This is a genomic window from Haloechinothrix alba (assembly GCF_900188115.1).
GTDB classification, from domain to species: Bacteria; Actinomycetota; Actinomycetes; order Mycobacteriales; family Pseudonocardiaceae; genus Haloechinothrix; species Haloechinothrix alba.
Window position 1 is genome coordinate 259670 of the sequence record NZ_FZNW01000002.1, and the last position, 22035, is coordinate 281704.

The window sequence follows — 22035 nt, forward strand, 5'->3', positions numbered from 1 at the left end:
ACGCGCACTCGTTCACAGAATGTACGGGAATTCAGCCGCACTTCCTGCGCTACCTGGGTTTCGCAGCGCAGTTACCATTCTGCGGCAACTCGGTCTGTCCCCGATGACCAGCAACGTAACCGCCGTCACGCGCCACCTGCAAGGCATCCCGGCCGCGTGGAGGACAACAGTGCCAAACTTGTCAATCACATATACGTGAACCGCAAACGGCTAGCGACACATCACAACGCGCGGGCTCTTCCGCAATTTTTATCACCGTATGACAATTCTCGCGGCGAGATTGCCGGACGGCCGGGTCATTGATGCCCGCGGTCCCGGCGCCGCCTGCCCGCTACCCAGGTGGCGATCTGGGCGCGGTTGCCGGCGTCGAGCTTGGCCAGGATGTGCTGGACGTGCGTGTCCGCCGTGCGTGGTGTGATGACCAGTTTGGTGGCGATCTCACGATTGGTCAGCCCGTCGGCCACCAGGTCCGCGATCTCCTTCTGGCGCGGGGTCAACGGGCATGTCGTGTCGGCCACGACCGTTCGTACGCCGGTTTCCTCGCCGAGCGCGTACCGTGCCGTCTCCTCTTCGGTCATCGCTCGGCCCGTGCTGTATGCCGCTTCGAACCGCGAATCGCCGAGGGCTCGCCGCGTCGCCTTCAGATGTTTGCGGTGCGGCAGCGAAACGGCGACGTCGGGAGTCGAGCCCGTAGCTTCCCACACATTGGCGGCCGCCCCGAACAACCGCGCAGCCCGCTCGTGGTCTCCCTGACGATCGGCGACCCAGGCGAGGCAGTCGAGACGGTAGGCCGTCGAGAGCCGGGCACCCGTCTCCAGGGCGCATCGCAGGGACGTGACCGCGGCCTCGGCGGCGGCGTCGACGTCTCCGAACGCGACCTCGACCGTCGCCAGGCCGAAGTACGCCATGCCCGTGAAGTACACCTCACCGCAATCGTCGCAGAGCGCGATCATGCGTTCGAGGGCGCGCCTGCCGGCATCGGCGTCACCTTCGTACGCCGCAGCGACCCCGTTGATGAACAGGGGATGCAGTTCGCGCCGGATCAAGCCGCGCGCAGCGAACGTGGCTGCCGCGCCTGCCGCCAGCTCCGCCGTGCCCGGCCGGACTCGTCCCATCCACGCGAAGCTGCGTACATAGGCGATGCGCGCATCGACGACGTCGTCCCGGACGCAGGCGGCCAGCTCCGCAGCCTGCGCAAGCCTGCGTTCCGCATCGTCGAGCTTCGTCTGCCACAGTGAGTACAGCGCGGAAACGGTGACGGCCTGCGGGCGCTCCGGGTGGTCGGTAGGGACGGCGGCGAGCGCACGATCCAACCACAGCTGCATTTCGGCGTTGAGGCCCCGTATCGACGCCCAGTACTCCTCCAGCCGGCAAGACATGCGCATCGCGACGGCGGCTTCGCCGGGCTCTGCCAGCGACCAGCCCAACGCCGCCCGCACGTTGGCATGCTCGGCATTCAACCGCTGTATCCAGGCGATCTGGTGACCGCTCGCCCATTCGGCGTCGGCCGCCTCGGTCAGCCGGTCGAACCAGTCGCGGTGCAGCCGCCCGATCCTGACGACGTCACCGCATGCCTCCAAACGCTCGTGCCCGTACTCGCGCAGCGGTTCCAGCATGCGGTACCGGACGTGGCCATCCACGTCCTCACGTAGGAGGATCGACTTGTCGAGTAACGCGTCGATGGTGTCGAGCACGCCGTCCTCGACCTCCGGCCCGCTGCATACGTACTCGGCGGCATCGAGGTCGAACGTCCCGGCGAACACCGACGCGTGTGCCCATACGGCGCATTCGGCGACGGTGCACAGCTGATAGCTCCAGTCGAGCGTGGCCCGCAGGGTCTGCTGGCGCTGCGGCGCGGTACGTTTTCCGGTGGTCAGCAGCGGAAGCTGGTGCGTCAGGCGGGCGGCGATCTGGCGCGGGGACAGCGAACGGATTCGCGCGGCCGCCAGCTCGATCGCCAGCGGCAATCCGTCCAGGTAGCGGCAGATCCGGTTCAGGTCGGCCTCGTTGCCCTCGGCCGCCCGAAACGTCGGCGATACGGCTGTCGCGCGGTCGACGAACAGCTTCACCGCGTCGTCGGATACCGACAGCGGCGGAATCGGTACGACCCGCTCACCGTCGATACCCAGGGACTGCCTGCCCGTGACCAGTACGGAGACGTGCGGACACCCGGCGAGCAACGATCTCACGAACGTGGCGCACGGACCGATCAGGTGCTCGCAGTTGTCCAGCACCAGTAGCAACCGGCGCCCGCGCAGGTACTCGAACACGGCTTCGGTCGCCTGCCGGCCGGATCGGTCGTGCAGGCCGAGCCGGCCGGCGACCGTGTTGGCGAGCAGGTCGGCGCCACGTACCTCCGCCAGCCCGACGAAGACCACGCCGTCGCGAAACGCCGGCTTCACCTCGCGTAGAACGTGACCGGCCAACCGGGTCTTGCCCACACCGCCCGGGCCGGTGAGCGTTATCAGCCGCCGTTCCCCGAGTAGCTGCTGTATCTCGGCGACCTCGCGGTGCCTGCCGACGAAGGTCGTCAGCTCGACAGGCCCACCAGCACCCACCTCCCGACGGGCCGACGTCATCGCGTTCACCTCCCAGGCACGGCCGGAGCACCATCCTATACAGCTCCGCCGATGCCTGCGGGCAACCACGACCTCCGGCCGCGCCCTCAGGGCATCTCTCGCCTCCACAGGCTTGTGATTCGCAGGCAAGAACGGGCGCGCGCGGTAGCGGCCCCGAATCCGATCCGCACCGTTGCGGCGCCGGCGAACGGCGCCGCAACGGTCGCGTCACCCGAGTTCCGTCCAGCTGGGTGTGTCAGGAGTCCAGCGGGCAGGTTCCCTGGTACTCGGCGATCGCGCGTTCTCCGGACGGCGGCGGGCACAGGAACCGGTCGTACCGCGTGTCATTGTCCACGAACCGCTTCAGCCAGGAAACACTGTACTTCGCAATCGTGTCATCAGGGAAAACCGGAGCGAAATGCCCCGCACCGTCAAGCAGCATGTACGCCTTGTCCAACGATTCCGGCATGCTCTCGTAGAAGGGGCGGGAATGCGACGCGTCGGGGGCGATCCAGTCGTTCTCGGCGCTGACGACGAAGGTCGGCACCGCGAGGTCGGAGAAGTCGGTGTTGGGGTTCCAGCCCGTCAGCGGAATCACGGCTTCCAGGGCGGGATTCCGGCGAGCAGCGATCAGCGCGCCGCCGCCACCCATGGAGTGCCCCATGACGGCGAGGCGGTCATCGTCGACCCGGTCCCGCACGTCGCTGTCGGCTGTCACGTATCGCAGTGCGGACATCAACTGGCCGGCCCTGCTCGCGGGTGCGTCCCACAGCCCGTTGGTCGAGATCGTGATGACGACGAAGCCGTGTGACGCCAGCCGAGGTCCGTACCAGGAGATCTGGGATTCGGTCTCCATGAAGCCGGGAGCGACCGCAACGCCCCCGAACGTTCCCCGGCTCGTGTCCGTCGGGTAGTGAATGGTGCCGCCGCCGAAGCCGTTCCCGCTACCCACCGTCGTACTGTCGACGGCGAACGGGCCCCGCTCGGCCTCGATGCTGTCCTCGGTCGGGTCCGGACCACGCTCGTGCCCGCTCTCCGCCGCGTCCGCACCCGGGGTCAGTACCGCGGAGCTGCCTGCGAACAGGAACGCGAGCACCGCGAGCACCGCGAGCAAGGATGTGACATACCGGACGGGCGTGTGCGATCTCGTTGTCATCGACGCTACCTTTCACCGTTGATGTGCGAGGCCGCCGAGCCGCGCCAGACGTGCCGGCACGGCCGGCGACATCCCGGATGGACGGAAGCGGACAGCCCATGTGGACCGTGATGTGCCGTACAACTCCCTGAGCTCGCAGCCACACGAGAGTACGAACAGGAATACTCGCGAGTGGATGGATCCGACGGCGCACATCTGCTGGTCGCGTGGCTGGTCGAACCCGACGCCGTGGACCGGCCACGGCATCGGAGTGCGCGACTGCCGCAGCCACGGTCGTAGCCGTCCGACTCGTCACCGGGCTCACCTCACTTTGGCCCCGGAGATCGGTTCTGTTCCGGGTTCGGCGTTCAAGCCTGATGGCCGGCGTGCTTCCTGACATCCAGAAAACTACGTATCACTGTCCGAAGATTGGACAGTGGACCGAATCGGATCACGGCCGGGGAGGCGCGCATCGACCGGGTGCACTGCTGGTGTATCCGTGTAGGCCGAACGAACCGCGCACGGTCCGGCGCTGCGCCCCGGCTTCCCTTCGTGTCGGAGTCAGCCCACGCGTGCCGCCGTCGCGCGGTCGCGGCTCTCCGCCGTGCCGGCGTCGCCGGCGCCGAGGCGGCTCGTGGTCTGCTCGGCGAACTCCAAGAAGGGTGACAGACGCCCGTCGTGGGTGAGGTGGAGCTCGTGCATGGCCCTGGTACATGCGATGTAGAGCATGCACCTGTCCATCTCGTTGGCGTAGTTCACCTCGTCCACGTGCGGGACGATCACGGTGTCGAACTCCAGCCCCTTGGAGATGTGCGCCGAGGTGACGACGATGCCGCCTGCGAATGCCGTGCTGTCGTAGTCGAGGAAGGTCGGCTCGACACCGGCCTCGGACAGGGCGCGGTGGAGCGTTTCCGCCTGGGCCACGGTCTTGCAGATGATGCCGAGGGAGCGGTGATCGCTGCGGGAGTACTGCTCGATAAGGGTCAGGATCCGCGCCTGCTGGTCGTGCCGGTCCGCGCAGGCGATGACCCGAGGGGGCATACCGTGGCGTGCGATCGGGACGAGCTTGTCGTTCCTGGAGATGTTCTGGGCGAACTCCGTGATCTCGACCGTGGAGCGGTAGCTCTTGCACAGCTCCAGGCAGTCGGCCTCCGGGAAGATGCTGTGGATCGTCGCCAGCGACGAGGAGCTGAACGGGTTGACCGACTGGTTGGAGTCGCCGAGGATCGTCATCTGGCAGGAGAAGAGCTCGCGCAGCACCGCGTACTGGACGGGCGTGTAGTCCTGCATCTCGTCGACCACGAGATGGCGGATATGGCTGTAGCTCTCCTGCCGGGACGTTCTGAGCATGGTGTAGATCAGCGGGAACACGTCCGCGTACTCGATCTTCTTCCTGCCGAGTGGCTTGAACATGCCGCGGCGGGCAGGGTCGGAGAAGAACGCCTTGTACATCGCGAACGCGTCCTTGTAGGGAAACATCGCCCGGACCTGCTTGCGGACGCCGGCGGTGTCGGCGGCAGCCCACTTGCCACCCCGGTCCCGAACCTCGTTCTTGAGCCGGTGAACAGCGCTGTTTGCCACGCGGTCGAGGCGCGTGAAGACCGGAAGGGTCGGTGACTCGTTGAACATGTCCGCGACCCACTGCGCGGAGAGCCGCTTGTGCTTCCGCTCGATCTCCCCGGGCACGAACTCCTCGTCCGCACGCGAGGTGACCCACGTGTCGAGCTCGGCGACGAACTCGGGTGTGGCCTTGTAGCGCATACGCTCGGTCGCCGCTTCGTCGGCCTGGTCGAGCAGCTTGACGACCTGCTCGCTGAACGTCTCGTAGCCTGTGACGTTCGCGAGGTACTTACCGGCGATCCGGTCGAAGTCGATCTCCGCGATCTTCTCCTCCCCCAGCTCGGGAAGCACATCGGCGATGTAGTCGCCGAAGACCTTGGGCGGGTCTCCAAAGTCGCCTGCTGCCGCAGCCGCGCCACCACCCGTGCCGAGGGCTGCCTGCCGTGCTCGGCCACGTACTCGGCGATGAGCCGGTTCTTGACGGTCTCGATCCCCTCGGTTCCGTCGCGTGTGCCGGTGGTGCGTCGGGAGAACTCCGCCAGCAGCGTCGCGGGCACGCCGGCGATCTCCCAGCCGGTGTTGCGATCCTTGCCGCGATCTACGGGCACCCATGTTACGCCGAGCAGCCGGGCGGTGTGATCGGTCAGGAACGCGTTGTACGTCTCCGACAGGGCGACGGCGGCCTTATGCAGACGGCGCGAGTCCAGCGTCCGCCAGCGACCGTCGATGCCCTGCACCTTGTTCGACACGACGACGTGCGTGTGTAGTTGCGGGTCGGCGGCGCGGGAGTCGTAGTGGTCGAACGCCGTGGCGATCACCCCGACGATGGGCATCTGCGCGACCCCGCCCCGGCCCACCCTCGTTGCGGCGACGCGCTGTTCCAGCATCTCGATGGTGTCTCGCATCGCGGCGTGATGCGCCTGCGCAATCAGCGCTTGCGTACCTGCGTCCGCGATGCCCCAGATCGCGCTGACCGACTTCGGTGGAGAGAACGTCAGGTCGAACCCGGCGACGGCCGTGCGCGGGGTCTTGGCAAGCTCTTCCTCGCGGATGCGTTGCACGGCTTGCTCCCGCTGCTCGCCCCGCAACTTGGGGCTCAGCCGTGCAACCCGTGTTGCAATCCGCTCGCGTGGTGGCTGCAACTTCGGGAACCGGGTGCCGAGTCGTTCGCCGGTGACGGGGTGGATGCCGTCGCCCAGCAGCCGGGCCAGGTGTTCCTCGGTCACCGTGTCGCCCTCGGCCAGTGCTGGGGAACGCCCCTCAGTGAGGCTCGCCAGGCCGGCGCCGACCCATGTACCGGGCGGGCAGCCCGACTCGGTGTAATACCGGGTCAGCGGGCTGCTCATCTCCCGGTCGCGGTCACCGACGACGACCGAGTGCAGCAGGTACTCGTAACCCTTGCCGGACGACATCACCCGGATCGTCATCACCACGACGGCCCCTCCCCGAGACGGGCTCAGGAGAGGCCGTCTCAGGGGTCAGGTGAGCGCTCCGCGCCCGAGCGGGGCACCCTGGTGCCAGACGTGTGGAGGAAACTCAGCAGCCTCCAGCAGAGGTCCTCAGACTGAGCCGGAACGGGCAGCGCCGTAGCGCTCCGCGCGATGGATGTCCGGCTCCGTAGAGGCCTGCCTGCCGAGTAGGGGGCTACATCACAAGCGGGGTTCGTCCTTCTGGGTAGCCTCTAGTCAGCAGGGCCGAGGAATCCTAATCGTCATCGGCCGCGGCCCGTGACTTTGCCAAAGCGGGAGCGGTTCACACTCCACTGCGCGCGTCACGGCATGGCGCGGTGACCGGCCGCTGTTCGCTGAGCGTGCGCTGTTCGGGCGGTCCCGGCTTGGTTTTGAGGTCGCCCCATTTCACGAGGACGATACCGGCCAGGATGACGACCCCGCCGGCTAGCTGAAGCGGGGTGAGGGCTTCAGCGAGCAGAATCCACGCTGCAATTGCGGAGAAGGGCACCTCGGTGAGGTTCACGAACGAGCCGACGGTGGCTCCGAGGTGACGTAGGCCGAGGATCCCGAACAGGTATGCGCCGACGGTGAAGAGGACGAGCACGACACCAAGCAACGAGACGACCACGCCGATGCCGGTCATGGTGCTCGGGCGCTGCCGGGTCCTGGCCCAGAGCCAGAACACGATGATCAACGGAGCACCCATCATTTCCAGCAGGATCGCCACGGCAACGCTGAGGTGTTCGAGGGCGAGGAAGAAGAACGCCTGCACCCCGGCCATCGATACGACGCCGTACGTGACGATCGTCCTCCAGTGGTGGCGCACCTCGCCCCAGCGGCCGCGCAGGGCGATCAGGGTCGGGACCAGCAGTAGCACCGAGGCACCGGCCAGCCGGATCAGCACCACCGACCCGGGCGTCCAACCGATGCTGTAGAGGGCTTTGGCGACCGGACACGCGACGGCGAAGAAGAACGTAGACAGCAAGCAGCATGAACACGAAGCCCTGGACCGCACCCCGGCGCATGATCACCCCTCCCATCGCTTACGTTCCAGCGTTGCTGACCACGCTAACCCAATCGGGAGGTGTAGTATCCCCATTATGCGAATGAGTGAGGGTGTGGAGTGGGGCGTGCACTGCTGCCTCGTGCTCGCGTGGCTGGACGACCTGGCGCCCTTGCCGGTCGGACGGCTAGCCGAGGTCTTCGATCTACCTCCGGAGTATCTGAAGAAGCAGCTCCAGCCTCTCGCGAAGGCGGGCATCCTCCGCTCCGAGGCGGGCGCGCGCGGCGGCTACCGTCTCGGCAGCGATCCCGAAGCCATCAGCCTCATGGACGTCGTGACAGCCATCGAGGGCGGCACAGACCCGTTCCAGTGCACCGAGATCCGCCAGCGCGGAGCCGGCCGAGCCGCAGCACCCGGAGAGTTCGCGCACCCCTGCGGCATCTCAAAGGCGATGCGCAAGGCCGAACTGGCGTGGCGGCGAGAGCTCGCGAGCCAAACGCTCGCCGACCTCATCGCGGACACCCCCGCTTCTGCCGAGCGCCGCACCCGACGCTTCATCGAGCGCACCGCCTGACCCACCCGCGCCACGAGACGACCTGGTCGGCTTGTCGGGCTCTTCTTGAAAGGAGAATCGGGACATTGAACATCTCGTTACCTGACCGAACATCAGCTGCCGCTCCGAGGCACTCCGGGGGTCGGGTCTCGCTCCTGGCACTGGGCACCTTCGCTGTCGGTACGGACGCGTTCGTCGTCGCCGGGTTCCTGCCTCGGATGGCCGACGAACTCGGAGTCTCTGAGGCGGCTGCGGGCTACTCGGTCACGGTCTTCGCGATCTGCTACGCGGTGTTCTCACCACTCCTCGCAACCGCCACCGCCACAGTTCCGCGGCGACGCCTGCTGGTCGCCGCCCTCGTCGTGCTCGGCCTCGCCAACGTGGGAACAGCGCTCGCCCCGACGTTCGCGATCCTCATGGCTACGCGCGTGCTGGCCGCGCTGGGCGCGGCCGCCTACACCCCGAACGCCGGAGCCGTCGCGTCGTCGCTGGTTTCCGTGGAACGACGCGGGCGCGCACTCGCGCTGGTGGTCAGCGGTCTCACCGTGGCGACAGCCATCGGCGTTCCGCTCGGCAACCTCGCCTCCCGCATCATGGGATGGCGCACCGCCCTGGGCTTGGTCGCGCTGCTGTGCCTGCTCGTCGGGGTCGGACTGGCCGTGCGCTTGCCGAGGCTCGCCAGCGGAACCCGAACACCGCTGGCCACGCGTTTGGGCGTCCTGCGCAACCTGGACGTTCAGGCGATCCTGCCCGTGACCGTTCTGGGGATGGCTGCCGCCTACACCGCCTACGCCTACGCGATCCCTGCCTTCGACGCCGTGGGCGTGTCGCCGGATGCGACCCAGTGGATGCTGTTCCTCTACGGCGTCGGCGCCGTCGCCGGCGCACAGTCGTCCGGCAAACTCACCGACCGGTTCGGCGGAACGCGAGTGCTGATCACAGGGTACGCAGTCATGACGTGCACGCTTGCCGCGTTCGGATCGCTCAGCCTGGCAGGCATCGCGCTGCCGGGCCTGGTCGGCATCTTGGCGTTCACCTGGGGCGCGAGCAGCTGGTGCCAGACACCGCCCCAGCAGCATCGTCTCATCGCCGCCGCACCGGACGAAGCACCGCTGGTGATCGCCCTGAACTCCTCCGGCATATACATCGGAATCGCCCTCGGCACCTTCATCGGTGGCCTCGCCGGATCAGGGAACGCGACCTGGATATTCTACTCCGGAGCCGTGATCGCCGTCCTCGCGGCCATTTTCTTGATCTCAACCTCCCGAGCGACCGCCAACGACCGGAAGGGAATCCGATGAACGCCGCGCCACTCCAGAAACTCCGAGTTCGCCGGCCAACAGAGAAAGAACACCCGGTGACGTGATCGCCCTCGGCCCGAACGTCATGTGCGGGTCCGAGCCCGAGAAGCGCATCACGGTCGCCACGACCAGAGACACCATCCGTGACCAAACACTCAACTGCCTAGAGCCGGATGGACAGGTGGCATGGTCGAGGGCGGGGTAACAGAGACGGCTTCTAGAGCAACCGATTCTGTCCCTGAAGCTGCGCAATCTTTTGCTCCGCTCTTGGCTCGGACGCGGACGGTGCATCGTCCGGTGGGGCCGGTGGCGTATGACTGCGTGAAGGTGATCGTCGTCCGTGACGGTTCTGCGTTCTTGTTCAGCGAGTTCGGGCAGCAACCGGTCAAACCGGGCGATGTGATCCTGCTCGGTGCGAACGTGCTGTGTGGCTCGGAGCCCGAGGACCACATCACTGTGAGCACGATGTATCTCGATACGGATTACGTGCTCGATCAGGTGCGGTGGCAGTACGCGGGGTTCCTCGAAGACCGGCTCGACGCGCAAGGTTTCGCGGACATGATCTACTCCGAGCCCGCGCAGATCCTCCGGCTTGGCGAGGACCGGGCGGGCATGTTGATGCCGTGGCTGGATGAGTTGGTCACGCTGAGTGTCGCCGGGGACTTCGTGCGTGACTACCTGCGGATGCAGACGCTGTGGTTCCAGATCGCCTACGTCATCGCCCCACACATCAAGGTCTCGCCGGTGCGCATCTCGCCGTCGCAGCGCGCGCATATCCGGCCCACGCTCCCCAGGGATCGCCGCTTCGTGCCCCTGCGGGTCGAGGCGCGTCGTGCTGCGGGTCTGCTCCGCGAGAACCCGGCCAAACGGTGGAGCTGAGGGGAATCGAACCCCTGACCTTCTCGATGCGAACGAGACGCGCTACCAACTGCGCTACAGCCCCTTGGCAACGTCAGAAAGCATAGCAAGCCGCCGGGCCGGGTGATCGCCCGGGGGTCTACTCCCCGGCGGCCTTACGGTACGCCGGGTAGTCGGGCTCGTCGAGCTCGTGGAAGGCGGGATCCTCGTCGTCGATGTCGAGGACCTCGGCCTGCCTGCGTGTGGTGCGGGGGTGGCTGCGCACCTCGCCGACCGCGCTCGACCTCTCGTCGTACTCGGGGGCCGGGACCTCGCCATCAGCGACGTCATGGTCGTCGAAGGCCAACTCCCGGTTGCGCTCGTGCCTGCGGGAGCCGCCGAGCCGGGCCATCCTGCGCTGCCGGATCTCGTTCTCGATGCGGACCTGCCTGCGCAGGTATCCCAGGTACCCGGCAAGGCCGGCGACGGCCAGCGCGTTGACCCACCACAGGCCCGCGTGCACGAAGCCGGCCAGCAGCGCCGTGAGCAGCACCGTACCCAGCAACGCGAGTACCACGCGCTGGCGGAACGCGTACTTGGCACGCGCGGCCATCTCCGCGGCCTCCGGGTCGAACCCGCCCCGGCCCCTGCGGTACCGGCTACCGGCGTCGGCGTCCCGCTCGTCACGTTCGTCCCGCTCGTCACGTTCGGGCGTCGCGGAGTCACCGTCGCCGTCGCGCTCCGCGCGGGATCGCTGCCTGGCGGCTCCGTCCGGGTCGACGGCTTCGCGCGGCTCGGCGTCGCCGGGCGCGTCGGTGTACTCTTCGACCTGGTCTTCGCTACGACCTGCTCGCTCCGCGGATTCGGACATCATGCTCTCCTCCCGCATGCCGGTGCGCACGCTCCCGCTCCGCACCACTCGGGCCGCCAGGGCGTCCTCGCCGGTCCGCGAGACCTCCTGACGCTTCCGCGCGACCATAGGAACGAGAACGACGAGCCACGCCGCGGCTAGCGCGACGATCATCAACGAGCTCGGCATCTCCCGTCGCCTCCCCGACTGCAGCACTGTGATCGTCCATTCACACTAGCCACAGCAGTCACGCGCACCACGCAGGCGCGCCGATCGAACCCCGAAAAGTGACACTCGATCGGGCGAGCATGCGCCGCGAAGCACGCGTCGCGGCCGGTAACGGATGTTTCACTCGCGGTCGATCAGGCCCGCGGCAACCATGCCTGCGACCACCCCCGTGCCGGAGTCCTCGGTGGTGGTCGCGTAGCAGTAGTGGTCCCGCCACGCCCCGGCGACATGGAGGTACCGCAGGAACAACCCCTCCTGCCGGAAGCCCGCCTTGGTCAGCACCCGCAGGCTGGCCGCGTTCTCCGGCCGCACCGTGGCCTCCAGCCGGTGCAGCCCCGCCGCCGTGAACGCGTGGTCGGCGGCAAGACCGAGCGCCGCGGTGGCCACCCCGCCCGAGGCGTACCCGGACGCCACCCAGTACCCCACCCACCCGGAGCACAGCGCGGACCTGACCACGTTCCCGATGGTCAGCTGCCCGCCGAACGCACCGTCGACGGTGATCGCGAACGGAAGGCACTGGCCGCGCCGAGCGAGCGAACGCAGGCTCCACCACTGCGTCCACCAGGACGTCAACGTGTGACGCTGCTTCCAGCTGCCGGGAGTGGACGGCTCCCATTGCTCCAGGTGGTCGCGGTCGTCGAGCCGGATCCGCCGCCACGCCGCACCGTCGCGCAGCCACAACGGCCGCAGCGCCACGACGCCGGCACGCGCCCGGACCGGCCCCAGCCGCGCGGGCCAGCCCGGATGCCCGGACTCGGCCGAGCCGATCACCGACCCCCCACGCGCGTCCGGATACATCGACCTGTCGCTACCCGTTCTGGGCCAGGAACGCCACCTGCACCTCGTCACCGGCAGGTACGTCCGTCAACATCTCGCCCACGGTGATCAGGCAGTTCGCCTCGGCGAGCGAGGCGAGCAGGTGCGAACCGGACGTGCCGAGGGGCTGCACGAGGTACTCCCCGTTGCTCTCGTCGCGCATCAACTGCCCGCGCACGTAACCCTTCCACCCCTGGGTCGAGCTGATCGGGGACAGCAGGCGCGCGTGCACCACCCTGCGATGCGGTTTGCGCGAGCCGCGCGCCACCCTGATCAGGGGACGCACCAGGACCTCGAAGACCACCAGCGCGCTCGTCGGGTCGCCGGGCAGCAGGAACGTGGGCACCGAGTCCGGGCCGAGCTGGCCGAAGCCCTGCGTGTCCCCCGGGTGCATCGCCACCCTGGTCATATCGACCTTGCCCATGTCGGAAAGGGCCGCCCGCACGTCGTGCCCCGCGCTACCGCCCGCGCCTCCCGCGATCACCACGATCTCCGACATCAGCAGCCTGCCCTCGACGACCTCGCGCAGCGTCGCGGGGTCCGTCGACGAGATCCCCACCCGGTTGACCTCGGCACCGGCGTCGCGCCCCGCCGCCGCGAGCGCGTAGGAGTTCACGTCGTACACCTGCCCGACGGCGGGTTCCCTGTCGACGTCGACCAGCTCGTCGCCCACCGAGATCACCGACACCCTGGGGCGCGGGTAGACCAGCACCTTCGCCCGGCCCACGGCAGCGAGCAGCCCGACCTGGGCCGAACCGATGATGTCGCCCTTGCGCACCGCTATGTCGCCGGTCTGCACGTCCTCGCCTGCCCTGCGGACGTTGGCCGCGGACGGGAACGACCGGGTCACCGTGACCCGTGCCGGGTTGTCGTCGGCGGAGCCTCTCGGGATCACCGCGTCGGCCAGCGTCGGCAGGGGCGCGGCGGGAGCGACCCACACCGCCTGACCGGGCTGCAGCCGTCGCGGTTGCTGCGAGCCCGCGGGGATCTCCCCGACCACCGGCAGCTCGACCGGCTCCTCCTCGGTGGCCGACCGCACATCGACGCTGCGTACCGCGAATCCGTCCACCTCGGCCTGGTCGAACGCGGGCAGGGCGGTCTCCGCGACGACTTCCTCCGCGCAGAGCAGCCCTTGCGACTCGGAGATGGCCACCCGTACCGGACTCGGGCGTACGGCGGCATCGAACACACGGCGCAGCTGCTCGTCCACGGGACGCAGCTCCCCGTCGGCAGCGGCATCCGGCGCGGCGGGCACGACGCGGGCCGCCGAGGCGTCCGGCACCCGATTCGCCTCGTCGACGGCGACCGCCTGCTCGGCTTCGGTGCGCTGCACTGCGCCGTGCTCCTCGGTTTGCGGATCAGATGTGCTCATCGCGTCGCACTCTCGATTCGTTCACTCAACCACGTCCGTAGCTCCGGACCGTACTCCGGATCATCCAGCATGTGGTCCACCACGGCTTTCACGAACCCGCCGGGGTTACCGAGATCGTGTCTTCCGCCACGATGGACCACCACGTGCACCGGGTGCCCCTCCTCGATCGCCAGCGCGACGGCATCGGTGAGCTGCAACTCCCCGCCCGCACCAGGTGCGATCCGCTTCAGCGCGTCGAATATCGCGCGATCGAGAACGTAACGCCCGACAGCCGCCAAAGTGGACGGCGCTTCCTCCGGCGCGGGTTTCTCCACCATCCCGTGCACCCGCTTCACGTCGTCCTCTCCTGTGTCGGAGACGTCGAACGCGCCGTACGCCGAGATCCGATCCCGTGGCACATCGAAGGCGCACAGCACGGTGCCGCCGTACGAGGCGCGGACCTCGGCCATACGCTGGAGCACCCCCGTCGGCACGACCAGGTCGTCGGGCAGCAACACGGCGACCGCGTCGTCGTCCGGACGCAGCTGCGACTCGGCGCAGCCGACAGCGTGCCCGAGCCCGAGCGCTTCGCGCTGCGTCGCGGAGGTCACCTCCATCAGCTCGGGTGCGCGGCGCACCTTGTCCAGCAGCGCGGTCTTGCCCTTCTCCGCCAGGCTGCTCTCCAGCTCGGGGGCAGGCTGGAAGTACTCGACGACCGCGCTCTTGGCCGGCGAGGTCACGACCACGAGTCGCTGCGCCCCGGCCTCGGCTGCTTCCCTGGCCACCAGCTCGATACCCGGTGTGTCGATGACCGGTAACAGCTCCTTGGCCACGGTCTTGGTCACCGGAAGGAACCGGGTTCCCAGCCCGGCGGCGGGGACAATGGCAGTTCGGAAGGTCGGTTCGCTCGTACTGTCACCGCGTTGGCCCGTCATAGCACGAAAGCCTAACCTGATCACGTGAGTTCAGCCGACAATGAACGCCCGAGTAAGGCGGATTGGCGCGTCCACGTCCTCGCCGAACGGAAGGCGCTGCCAGAGACCGCCCATGCCGCGGAGGCCGACGCGCTCGCCGCGGCCGTCTGCTCGCCGCCCATAGCGGGGGTGGCCCACACCGTCTGCGCGTACATGCCGTTCGGCACCGAGCCCGGCTCGCGTGACCTGCTCGACGCGCTTCTCAGCGTCCATGTCCGCGTGCTGCTTCCGGTGATCCCGAGCACCGTCGGCCCGCTGGACTGGGCTGCGTACACCGGTCCCGCGTCGCTGCGCGACGGTCCGCTGCGGGGTTTGAAGGAGCCCGCGGGCAGCACGCTGGGCCCGGAGGCGATCGAGCACGCCGATGCGGTCCTCGTCCCCGCGCTCGCCGTCGACGACGGCGGTGTTCGCCTCGGCAGGGGTGGCGGCTACTACGACCGTTCGCTGCCGCGGGTGAGGGAGGGAACGGAGCTAGTCGCGGTGATACGCGACACGGAACTGGTGCGTTCCCTGCCCGCCGAGCCCCACGACGTGCGGATGACGGGTGCGCTCACACCCGGCTACGGACTCGTCCGCCTGCCCCGGCGACACGGGCACGACGGGTCCGCGCCGCCGTCGTGATGTGACGAATCCCCGATTGCACCGCGAGCCGGGATAACGGATGATAGTATTTAGCACTCGACTAGTGCGAGTGCTAAACGAACCCAGCACGGAGGAGCGCACGTGCCCACGTACCAGTACGCATGTAAGGCATGCGATCACCAGTTCGAGACCGTTCAGTCGTTCTCCGAGCCCAGCCTGACCGACTGCCCGGAGTGCTCCGGTACCCTGCGCAAGCTGTTCGGGTCGGTGGGCGTCATCTTCAAGGGGAGCGGCTTCTACCGCAACGACTCCCGCTCGAGCTCGTCCTCGAACTCGACGAGCAGCCCGGCCTCCTCGAACGGCGACAGCGCGGCATCCGGCTCGTCCGACTCGTCCGGTTCAGCGTCCGGATCCGAGTCGTCATCCTCGGGTTCCTCCGACTCGTCCGGCACCTCAAGCACCTCCGAGAGCTCCGGCAGCACCTCCGAGAGCTCCGGGACCTCGTCGTCGAGCAAGACCACAGCCGCGTCGACGTCCTGACTCGCCTGCCGTGATACGCGGCCACGCGCACCGCGCGGCCGGTGTGCCGCACGTGCGCTCGGAACGTTGTCCACAGCAGGGCTGCGTTCCACAACCGGACGAACAACCGCACCCCACACGGGCCGGTCCGAACTACGGTTCGCGGTGAACCGGAGGCGACCGCCCCGGGAGAGCCGACCGCTCTGGGGTGCCCATGTTCACCACCGACCACTCCGACTTCTCTGCTGACCACCCGGACCGGGCGACGACCTCGACACGCGCCGCGCCGCTGCCCGCGCTCCTCCGGCGCCGGTTCCGGCGCCTCCGGCGACGCCGGCCGGGTGGCAGGGCGCCCCGGTCCGTTCAGGTGCGCCGCGCCCTCGCGGCGTCCCTGTTCGTGCTCGCCGCCGCGCTCGCGCTGGCTCCCGCCGGGGCCGACGTCGCCGAGGAACCGGTGCTGACCACCACCGCTGACCTGGAGTCCGGCAGCGAGCTGAACCCCGGTGACCTGCGTGTGGTCACGATGCCCACCGAGCTGGTCCCCGCAGGGGCGCTGGACTCGCCGGAGGACGCGGCAGGCAAGGTCATCTCCGGCGCTGCCCGGGCCGGGGAACCGCTGACCGATGCCCGTCTCATCGAGGAGTACGGCGGTGAGCTCAGCGGACACCCAGGCAAGACGGCCGTGCCCGTCCGGCTCTCCGACGCCGGCGTCGGAGAGCTGCTCCGTCCCGGTACCACAGTGGACGTCGTCGCCCCGGCCACCGCCGAGCTGGACGGCCGGGTCGTCGCCGAGGAAGCCACCGTGCTCGCCGTGCGGGCAGGCACCAAGGACCGTCTGGACGGCCTCGGCGGCAGCGGCAAGCTCGTACTCCTGGCCCTCGACCCCGGGACGGCCTCGGATGTGGCCGCCGTGTCCCTGCACAGCCCCGTAACCGTGACGTTGCGCTGAATGACGCTTTCAGTCCCTCTCGTGGACCGAAAGCGTCATTCAGCGCACTCAGGGTGAGGTCAGTTCTCCTGGACGCGCCCGGCCAGCTCCTCGATCACGTGCGGAACGAGCGCGGACAGCGTCGCCATGCCGTCACGCACGGCGGCGCGGGACCCCGCGAGGTTGACCACGAGCGTGCTGCCGGACACCCCTGCCAGACCGCGGGAGATACCGGCATCCACAGCGCCTGCGGCCAGTCCCGAGGAACGCAGCGCCTCCTCGATACCGGGGATCGGACGGTCGAGGACACCGTGCGTGGCGTCCGGGGTCACATCTCGCGGCGACACGCCGGTGCCGCCCACGGTGATCACCAGGTCCGCGCCCCCGATCACGGCGGTGTTCAACGCGTTCCGGATCGCCACGTTCTCGGCATGCACCGTGACCGTGCCGTCCACGATGAACCCGGCTTCCTCCAGAAGCTCCGCGACAAGTGGACCAGTGGTGTCGTCCCGCTCACCATGAGCGACCCGGTCGTCCACCACGACCACAAGCGCACGACCGATCCGCTGCGCACTTCGTTCCATGGCGTCCACCGTAGCGGGTCGAGTCAGCATCCCGTCTCCCTACTCACCCTCAGCGGGCTCTGCCCCGAGTGTCACCTCGAGGCTCGTGTCATCCCCGATGGTCAAGGTCACCGTCTCCCCCGCCGCTCGCGTGCGGATCTCGGCGATCAGCGCGTCCGCGTCCGGGATCGGCCGGTCGTCGACCCGGGTGATCACGTCACCCTCGTTCAGACCGGCCTCCTCGGCAGGCGTGCCCGGGAAGACCTCCCGGATGAGCGCACCGCCGTCGCGGGCGTCGGCGACTCCGGCCCCGATATAGGTCTGCTTCGCCTGCCCGGTATCGATGATCTCCTCGGCGATACGCCGCGCCTGGTCGATCGGGATGGAGAACCCGATGCCGATATTGCCTGCCTGCGAACCGCCACCCGGCCCTTGCCGCGGGCTGTAGATCGCCGAGTTGATCCCGATGACGTTGCCCGACATATCCGTCAGCGGTCCCCCAGAGTTGCCCGGGTTGATGGCGGCGTCGGTCTGTATCGCGTTCAGCACCGTCTCCTGACCGCCCTCACCGCCACCCGCGCGCACCGGGCGATCCATCGCGCTGATGATGCCCGCGGTCACGGTCCCGGACAGCGCGAACGGGGACCCGATGGCCACCACGTCCTGCCCCACGCGCAGGTCATCGGAACGCCCCAGCTCCACCGGGGCGAGCTTGCCGACCCCCTTCGCCCGGATCACGGCGACATCCGTGGTCGGGTCGTGCCCGACCACGGTGGCGCCTGCCTGGCTACCGTCGTGGAAGTTCACCCGGATCCGGCCTTCCTCACCGCCGGGCGCCACGACGTGGCTGTTCGTCATGATGTAGCCGTCGTCGCTGATCACGAATCCCGAGCCCTCCCCGGCCCTGCCCGAACCCGCGACCTGCAGCTGCACCACGCTCGGCGTGACCTCCTGGGCGACGGCCTCCACCGAGCCGTCCGGCGCGTCACCCGTCTGCTCGGCGGGCGGCGGCTCGTTCAGCGCGTTGGTCCCCCCACGGGGGACGGCGTCCTCCGCAGTGACGTGCCCGCCGATCACGCCGCCCGCCGCCCCCGCGACGAGGGCGATCGCGGTCACCGCCACCAGCAACGCCTTGCTGTACCGGCGGCCGGCCTCCGCATCCTCGGCCACGACCCCCTGCGTGGGAGGCATCGGCCGCGCTCCCCCGTACGGCGGGTAGCCGTAGCCGGACGGCGCACCCGGATAGTCCGCCGCGTTCGCCTCCTGCCCCTGGCGCGACCACGGGTTCGGCGCGCCCGGCTGACGATACCCACCGACGTACGGACGCTCGCTGGTCGGCCACGGGTGATCGGGACCGTACCGTTCGTCGCGCGCGTCTCGCTCGCTCTCGCTCATGTCACCACCCTGCGCCACTGCCCTGAGAACCAGCTGAGCCAGACCTGTGGCAGGACAACGAACTCGTAGTCGCTCTCCAGTGTCCCTTGCCACCCTGGTGTGTCGCATGTCCGCAGGGCAACGGTGTGTGGCACACCGCGCGCCTGCTCGCGGCACAGGGCTTCACTGCGGCGACCCCGGCAACCGCACGGTGAACAGGGCTCCACCTTCCGGCGCACGCCCCGCGATCACCGAACCGCCGTGCCGCTGGACCGCCTGGTGCACGATCGCCAACCCGAGACCCGAACCGGGCAGCGTGCGCGCCTCCGAGGACCGGTAGAACCGGTCGAACACCTTCGGCAGGTCGGACACGGCGATGCCGGGACCGGCGTCCGCCACCTCGAGGACCGCGCCGCCGTCGTAGCCCGCGAACAACCGCACCCGGACGGTTCCTTGCTCAGGGGAGAACTTGACCGCGTTGTCCAGCAGGTTGAGGACGGCGCGCTCCAGCATGTTGGGGTCACCGGTGAGCACCCAGGGTTGCAGCGCGACGTCGAACCGCACGTCGCCCGCCCGCCTGCGAGCCCGTTCGAGGGCGCGCTCCACCACCTCGACCAGGTCGACCCGCTCCTGCCGGGCGTGCGGGTTGTCCGCCCCGGCCAGCAGCGACAGGTCCCCGATGAGCTGGGTCAGCTCGTCGAGCTGCGCACGAATGTCGTTCTCGACCTCGCGCTGGTCCTCCGACGAGAGGTCAGGGGCATCGGCCTTGCCCGCGGCGAGTAACAGCTCCAGGTTGGTGCGCAACGAGGTCAACGGCGTGCGCAGCTCGTGACCGGCGTCGGCGACGAGCCTGCGCTGACGCTGCTGCGCGTCGGCGACGGCAGCGAGCATGGTGTTGAAGCTGTGTGTCAGGCGTGCCAGCTCGTCGTCACCGGACACCGGGATGGGCCGCAAGTCACCGGTGTTGGCGACACGTTCGGTCGCGGCGGTCAGCCGCTCCACCGGCCGCAGGCCACCCCGCGCCACGGCGGTACCGGCCAGCGCCGCCACCACGATCCCGGCGCCGCTGACGACGAACAGCACGACGGCGAGCGCGCCGAGGCTGCGCCGGGTGTCCTCGAGCGACTGCGCGACCACCAGGGCGACGCCGTCCGCGTACTCGTACGGCACGCTCAGCACGCGCATGTCGCTGTCGTCGTCGGTGCGGATGGAGCGCGACGCGGTGCCCGCCGCCACCCGCGTCTCCGGGCTGCCCACCGGGGGACCACCCACCGGGTGGCGCAGCAGCGACTCACCCCGAGCGTCCACAAGGTCGAACTGCACGTCCGCCAGGCGGAACAGGTAACCGGGGATCTTGGCGCCGCCCGTCTCGATCACGTTGCGGTCGTTGAGCACGCTGCTCGCCCGCGCCACGAGGGTTTCGTCGACCTTGTCGTAGAGGCTGCCCCGCACGGTCATGTACGCCCCGAGCGAGACCAGCGCGACGGCGACGGCCACGCAGAGTGCGGCGAGGGTCGCCACTCGCGCGCGCAGTGACCAGCGACGCTTCTGCGGCTCGGCTGGGACGCTACTCGCGGCCTGGCCGGGCTCTGTCATGGAGGTGTCTCCCTGAGCACGTAACCGACACCGCGCACGGTGTGGATCAGCCGCGGCTCACCGCCGGCCTCGGTCTTGCGTCGCAGGTAGCCGATGTAGACCTCGAGGGCGTTGCCGGAGGTCGGGAAGTCGTAGCCCCAGACTTCCTCCAGGATGCGGGTGCGCGTGAGCACCCGCTTCGGGTTGAGCATCAGCAGTTCCAGCAGCGCGAACTCGGTGCGGGTCAGGCTGATCGCGCGCTCGGCCCGCTGCACCTCCCTCGTGGCCGGGTCGAGCGAGAGATCGGCGAAGCTCAGCGGCTTGGAGTTCTCGCTCGTGGTGTCCTCCTCCGCGCTTGCCCTGCGCAGCAGCGCGCGGAGCCTGGCGAGCAGCTCCTCGAGCGCGAACGGCTTCGGCAGGTAGTCGTCGGCACCGGCATCCAGCCCGGAGACGCGGTCGGACACGGTGTCCCGCGCGGTCAGCACCAGGATCGGCAGGTCGTCGCCGCTGCTGCGCAGCCTGCGTGCGACCTCCAGCCCGTCGAGCCTGGGCATCATCACGTCCAGCACCATCGCGTCCGGCCGGTTCGCGGTGATCGCGTCGAGCGCGGTGGTGCCGTCCCCGGCGAGCTCCACGGTGTAGCCGTTGAACTCGAGGGACCGGCGCAGCGACTCACGGACCGCCCTGTCGTCGTCGACAACAAGAATGCGCATGCACACAGTGTTGCGCGTACGACTGAGCTCCGCCTGAGAGGTGGGCTGAATGACGCTTTCAGTCCACCTCGCGTGCTCAATGACGCATTCAGCTCGCCTCGTGGACTGAAAGCGTCATTCAGCGTTACACGACCATGCCGCTGCGGTAGGCGAGCAGGGCCGCCTGCACCCGGTTGGCCGCGCCGATCTTGGCGAGGACGGACGAGACGTAACCCTTCACCGTGGCCTCGGACAGGAAGAGCGTGGAGCCGATCTCGGAGTTGGACAGGCCCTGCGCTATCAGCGTGACGACCTCACGCTCACGCTCGGACAGCGAGTCGAGCAGCTCCCGCGCGGGCTCGGCCGCACGCTGCCCGTCCCGCTGGGCGCGCAGCATCCGCGCGGCAACGCCCGGGTCGATGACAGCTCCCCCGTGCGCCAGGTCACGGATCGCCTGCGCGAGCGAGGCAGGCTTGATGTCCTTGAGCAGGAATCCGTTCGCACCGCTGTTGAGGGCCCTGCTCACGTAGTCGTCGACATCGAAGGTGGTCAGCATCGCCACCGTGGGAGGCTCCGGAGCGCCGAGGATCTCCGTCAGCGCCTCGATACCGTCGTCCTCCGCCCCCATCTTGATATCCAGCAGCACGACATCCGGCCGTCTCCGGCGTACGACGTCCACGGCTGTCTGCCCATCGATCGCCTCACCCACAACGGTGATATCGCTCGCGCCCGCCAGCATGGCGCGCAGCCCGGAACGTACAAGCTCCTCGTCATCGGCGTACACCACTTTGATCACAGTTGCCCTCCGAAATGCCGGGCGGGATCGCCGCCTGTCGTGCACTGAAGGTTACCCACTGGTAGGCAACTCGCAATGCGGAACACTACGTACTTTGCTCGCCACGCTCCAGCCCTCGTACCGGCTCACGGGTAGAACAAGATAGGCTGTCGGGAGTTCCGGGCCCTCGTAGCTCAGGGGATAGAGCAACCGCCTCCTAAGCGGTAGGTCGCAGGTTCGAATCCTGCCGAGGGCGCCCTTCTGACCAGCAGTGATAGGTGCTTCCGAGCGCGCTTCGCGCCCAGGTGTATGCGGGCATCGACCCGATCTCAGGGAAGCGTCACTTCCTCACGCGGACTGTGCCTGCCGAGCCGAACGCCGAGACCGAGGCCGCGAAGCCGCACGGATCC

General features: G+C 68.7%; 19 protein-coding genes, 2 tRNA genes and 2 pseudogenes. 7 read left to right on the forward strand and 16 right to left on the reverse strand.

The window, feature by feature from the left end; all coding sequences use genetic code 11:
• Positions 1-296 precede the first annotated feature (296 nt).
• The 5 genes and pseudogenes from CHB84_RS02650 to CHB84_RS02665 form a co-directional block, all read right to left on the reverse strand.
• Entirely contained in the window at positions 297-2579 is a 2283-nt protein-coding gene (locus tag CHB84_RS02650; protein ID WP_089299839.1) for an ATP-binding protein, read from the reverse strand.
• A 235-nt stretch (positions 2580-2814) separates the two neighbouring features.
• Complete coding sequence (locus CHB84_RS02655) at positions 2815-3714, reverse strand: dienelactone hydrolase family protein (RefSeq protein ID WP_089299840.1); 900 nt, start codon at positions 3712-3714, stop codon at positions 2815-2817.
• A gap of 540 nt (positions 3715-4254) precedes the next feature.
• The gene (locus CHB84_RS02660; RefSeq protein WP_245818511.1) at positions 4255-5604 is read right to left on the reverse strand and encodes a HelD family protein; all 1350 of its coding nucleotides are present in this window, start codon (positions 5602-5604) and stop codon (positions 4255-4257) included.
• A gap of 71 nt (positions 5605-5675) precedes the next feature.
• Positions 5676-6680: pseudogene (gene mobF, locus CHB84_RS23885) on the reverse strand (MobF family relaxase); the annotation flags it as partial.
• Positions 6681-7005: 325 nt separating this feature from the next.
• Positions 7006-7689, reverse strand: coding sequence for an EamA family transporter (locus tag CHB84_RS02665; RefSeq protein WP_089299842.1), 684 nt, complete (start codon positions 7687-7689; stop codon positions 7006-7008).
• A gap of 115 nt (positions 7690-7804) precedes the next feature.
• Here CHB84_RS02665 and CHB84_RS02670 point away from each other — a divergent pair, with 115 nt between their 5' ends.
• The 3 genes from CHB84_RS02670 (at position 7805) to CHB84_RS02680 (ending at position 10440) form a co-directional block, all read left to right on the forward strand.
• Positions 7805-8281 carry an RrF2 family transcriptional regulator gene (locus CHB84_RS02670; protein ID WP_089299843.1) on the forward strand — a complete coding sequence of 159 codons (477 nt, stop codon included), beginning with the start codon at positions 7805-7807 and terminating at the stop codon, positions 8279-8281.
• A gap of 65 nt (positions 8282-8346) precedes the next feature.
• On the forward strand, positions 8347-9561 hold the full coding sequence (locus CHB84_RS02675) for an MFS transporter (protein ID WP_245818512.1): 1215 nt from the start codon (positions 8347-8349) through the stop codon (positions 9559-9561).
• A gap of 306 nt (positions 9562-9867) precedes the next feature.
• The gene (locus CHB84_RS02680) at positions 9868-10440 is read left to right on the forward strand and encodes a hypothetical protein (RefSeq protein ID WP_217898444.1); all 573 of its coding nucleotides are present in this window, start codon (positions 9868-9870) and stop codon (positions 10438-10440) included.
• On the opposite strand, the gene CHB84_RS02685 is transcribed toward CHB84_RS02680, so the two are convergent.
• The 5 genes from CHB84_RS02685 to CHB84_RS02705 form a co-directional block, all read right to left on the reverse strand.
• A tRNA-Ala gene (locus CHB84_RS02685) sits at positions 10432-10504 on the reverse strand. The genes CHB84_RS02680 and CHB84_RS02685 overlap by 9 nt on opposite strands.
• 54 nt (positions 10505-10558) lie before the next feature.
• Positions 10559-11437 carry a divisome protein SepX/GlpR gene (sepX, locus tag CHB84_RS02690; protein ID WP_089299844.1) on the reverse strand — a complete coding sequence of 293 codons (879 nt, stop codon included), beginning with the start codon at positions 11435-11437 and terminating at the stop codon, positions 10559-10561.
• Positions 11438-11596: 159 nt separating this feature from the next.
• Positions 11597-12274, reverse strand: coding sequence for a GNAT family N-acetyltransferase (locus tag CHB84_RS02695; RefSeq protein WP_089299845.1), 678 nt, complete (start codon positions 12272-12274; stop codon positions 11597-11599).
• A 10-nt stretch (positions 12275-12284) separates the two neighbouring features.
• A complete protein-coding gene (glp, locus tag CHB84_RS02700; protein WP_089299846.1) occupies positions 12285-13664 on the reverse strand; it encodes a molybdotransferase-like divisome protein Glp in 1380 nt (459 codons plus the stop codon).
• Positions 13661-14578, reverse strand: a complete 918-nt coding sequence (locus tag CHB84_RS02705) for a UTP--glucose-1-phosphate uridylyltransferase (protein WP_089299847.1) — start codon at positions 14576-14578, stop codon at positions 13661-13663. Before CHB84_RS02705 ends, glp begins: the two co-directional genes overlap by 4 nt.
• Positions 14579-14602: 24 nt before the next feature.
• Between CHB84_RS02705 and CHB84_RS02710 the strand changes: the two genes are divergently transcribed.
• On the forward strand, positions 14603-15238 hold the full coding sequence (locus tag CHB84_RS02710; protein ID WP_089299848.1) for a 5-formyltetrahydrofolate cyclo-ligase: 636 nt from the start codon (positions 14603-14605) through the stop codon (positions 15236-15238).
• A 102-nt stretch (positions 15239-15340) separates the two neighbouring features.
• Positions 15341-15481: pseudogene (locus CHB84_RS23890) on the forward strand (FmdB family zinc ribbon protein); the annotation flags it as partial.
• A 14-nt stretch (positions 15482-15495) separates the two neighbouring features.
• On the opposite strand, the gene CHB84_RS23895 reads toward CHB84_RS23890, so the two are convergent.
• On the reverse strand, positions 15496-15813 hold the full coding sequence (locus CHB84_RS23895) for a hypothetical protein (protein WP_342743909.1): 318 nt from the start codon (positions 15811-15813) through the stop codon (positions 15496-15498).
• 119 nt (positions 15814-15932) lie between these two features.
• On the opposite strand from CHB84_RS23895, the gene CHB84_RS02720 reads away from it, so the two are divergent.
• On the forward strand, positions 15933-16667 hold the full coding sequence (locus CHB84_RS02720) for an SAF domain-containing protein (RefSeq protein WP_089299850.1): 735 nt from the start codon (positions 15933-15935) through the stop codon (positions 16665-16667).
• Between the two features lie 59 nt (positions 16668-16726).
• Here CHB84_RS02720 and CHB84_RS02725 read toward each other — a convergent pair whose 3' ends face one another.
• The 5 genes from CHB84_RS02725 to CHB84_RS02745 all read right to left on the reverse strand — a co-directional run bounded on the left by CHB84_RS02725 (position 16727) and on the right by CHB84_RS02745 (position 21646).
• Positions 16727-17230: a MogA/MoaB family molybdenum cofactor biosynthesis protein gene (locus tag CHB84_RS02725; RefSeq protein ID WP_089299851.1), complete on the reverse strand. Its 504-nt coding sequence runs from the start codon at positions 17228-17230 to the stop codon at positions 16727-16729.
• Between the two features lie 39 nt (positions 17231-17269).
• Positions 17270-18604, reverse strand: coding sequence for a S1C family serine protease (locus tag CHB84_RS02730; RefSeq protein ID WP_089299852.1), 1335 nt, complete (start codon positions 18602-18604; stop codon positions 17270-17272).
• Between the two features lie 162 nt (positions 18605-18766).
• Complete coding sequence (locus tag CHB84_RS02735) at positions 18767-20179, reverse strand: sensor histidine kinase (RefSeq protein WP_089299853.1); 1413 nt, start codon at positions 20177-20179, stop codon at positions 18767-18769.
• The gene (locus CHB84_RS02740; RefSeq protein WP_089299854.1) at positions 20176-20871 is read right to left on the reverse strand and encodes a response regulator transcription factor; all 696 of its coding nucleotides are present in this window, start codon (positions 20869-20871) and stop codon (positions 20176-20178) included. Before CHB84_RS02740 ends, CHB84_RS02735 begins: the two co-directional genes overlap by 4 nt.
• Positions 20872-20995: 124 nt before the next feature.
• Complete coding sequence (locus CHB84_RS02745; protein WP_089299855.1) at positions 20996-21646, reverse strand: response regulator; 651 nt, start codon at positions 21644-21646, stop codon at positions 20996-20998.
• 162 nt (positions 21647-21808) lie between these two features.
• Here CHB84_RS02745 and CHB84_RS02750 point away from each other — a divergent pair.
• Positions 21809-21881 (forward strand) — tRNA-Arg (locus CHB84_RS02750).
• Positions 21882-22035: the final 154 nt, after the last annotated feature.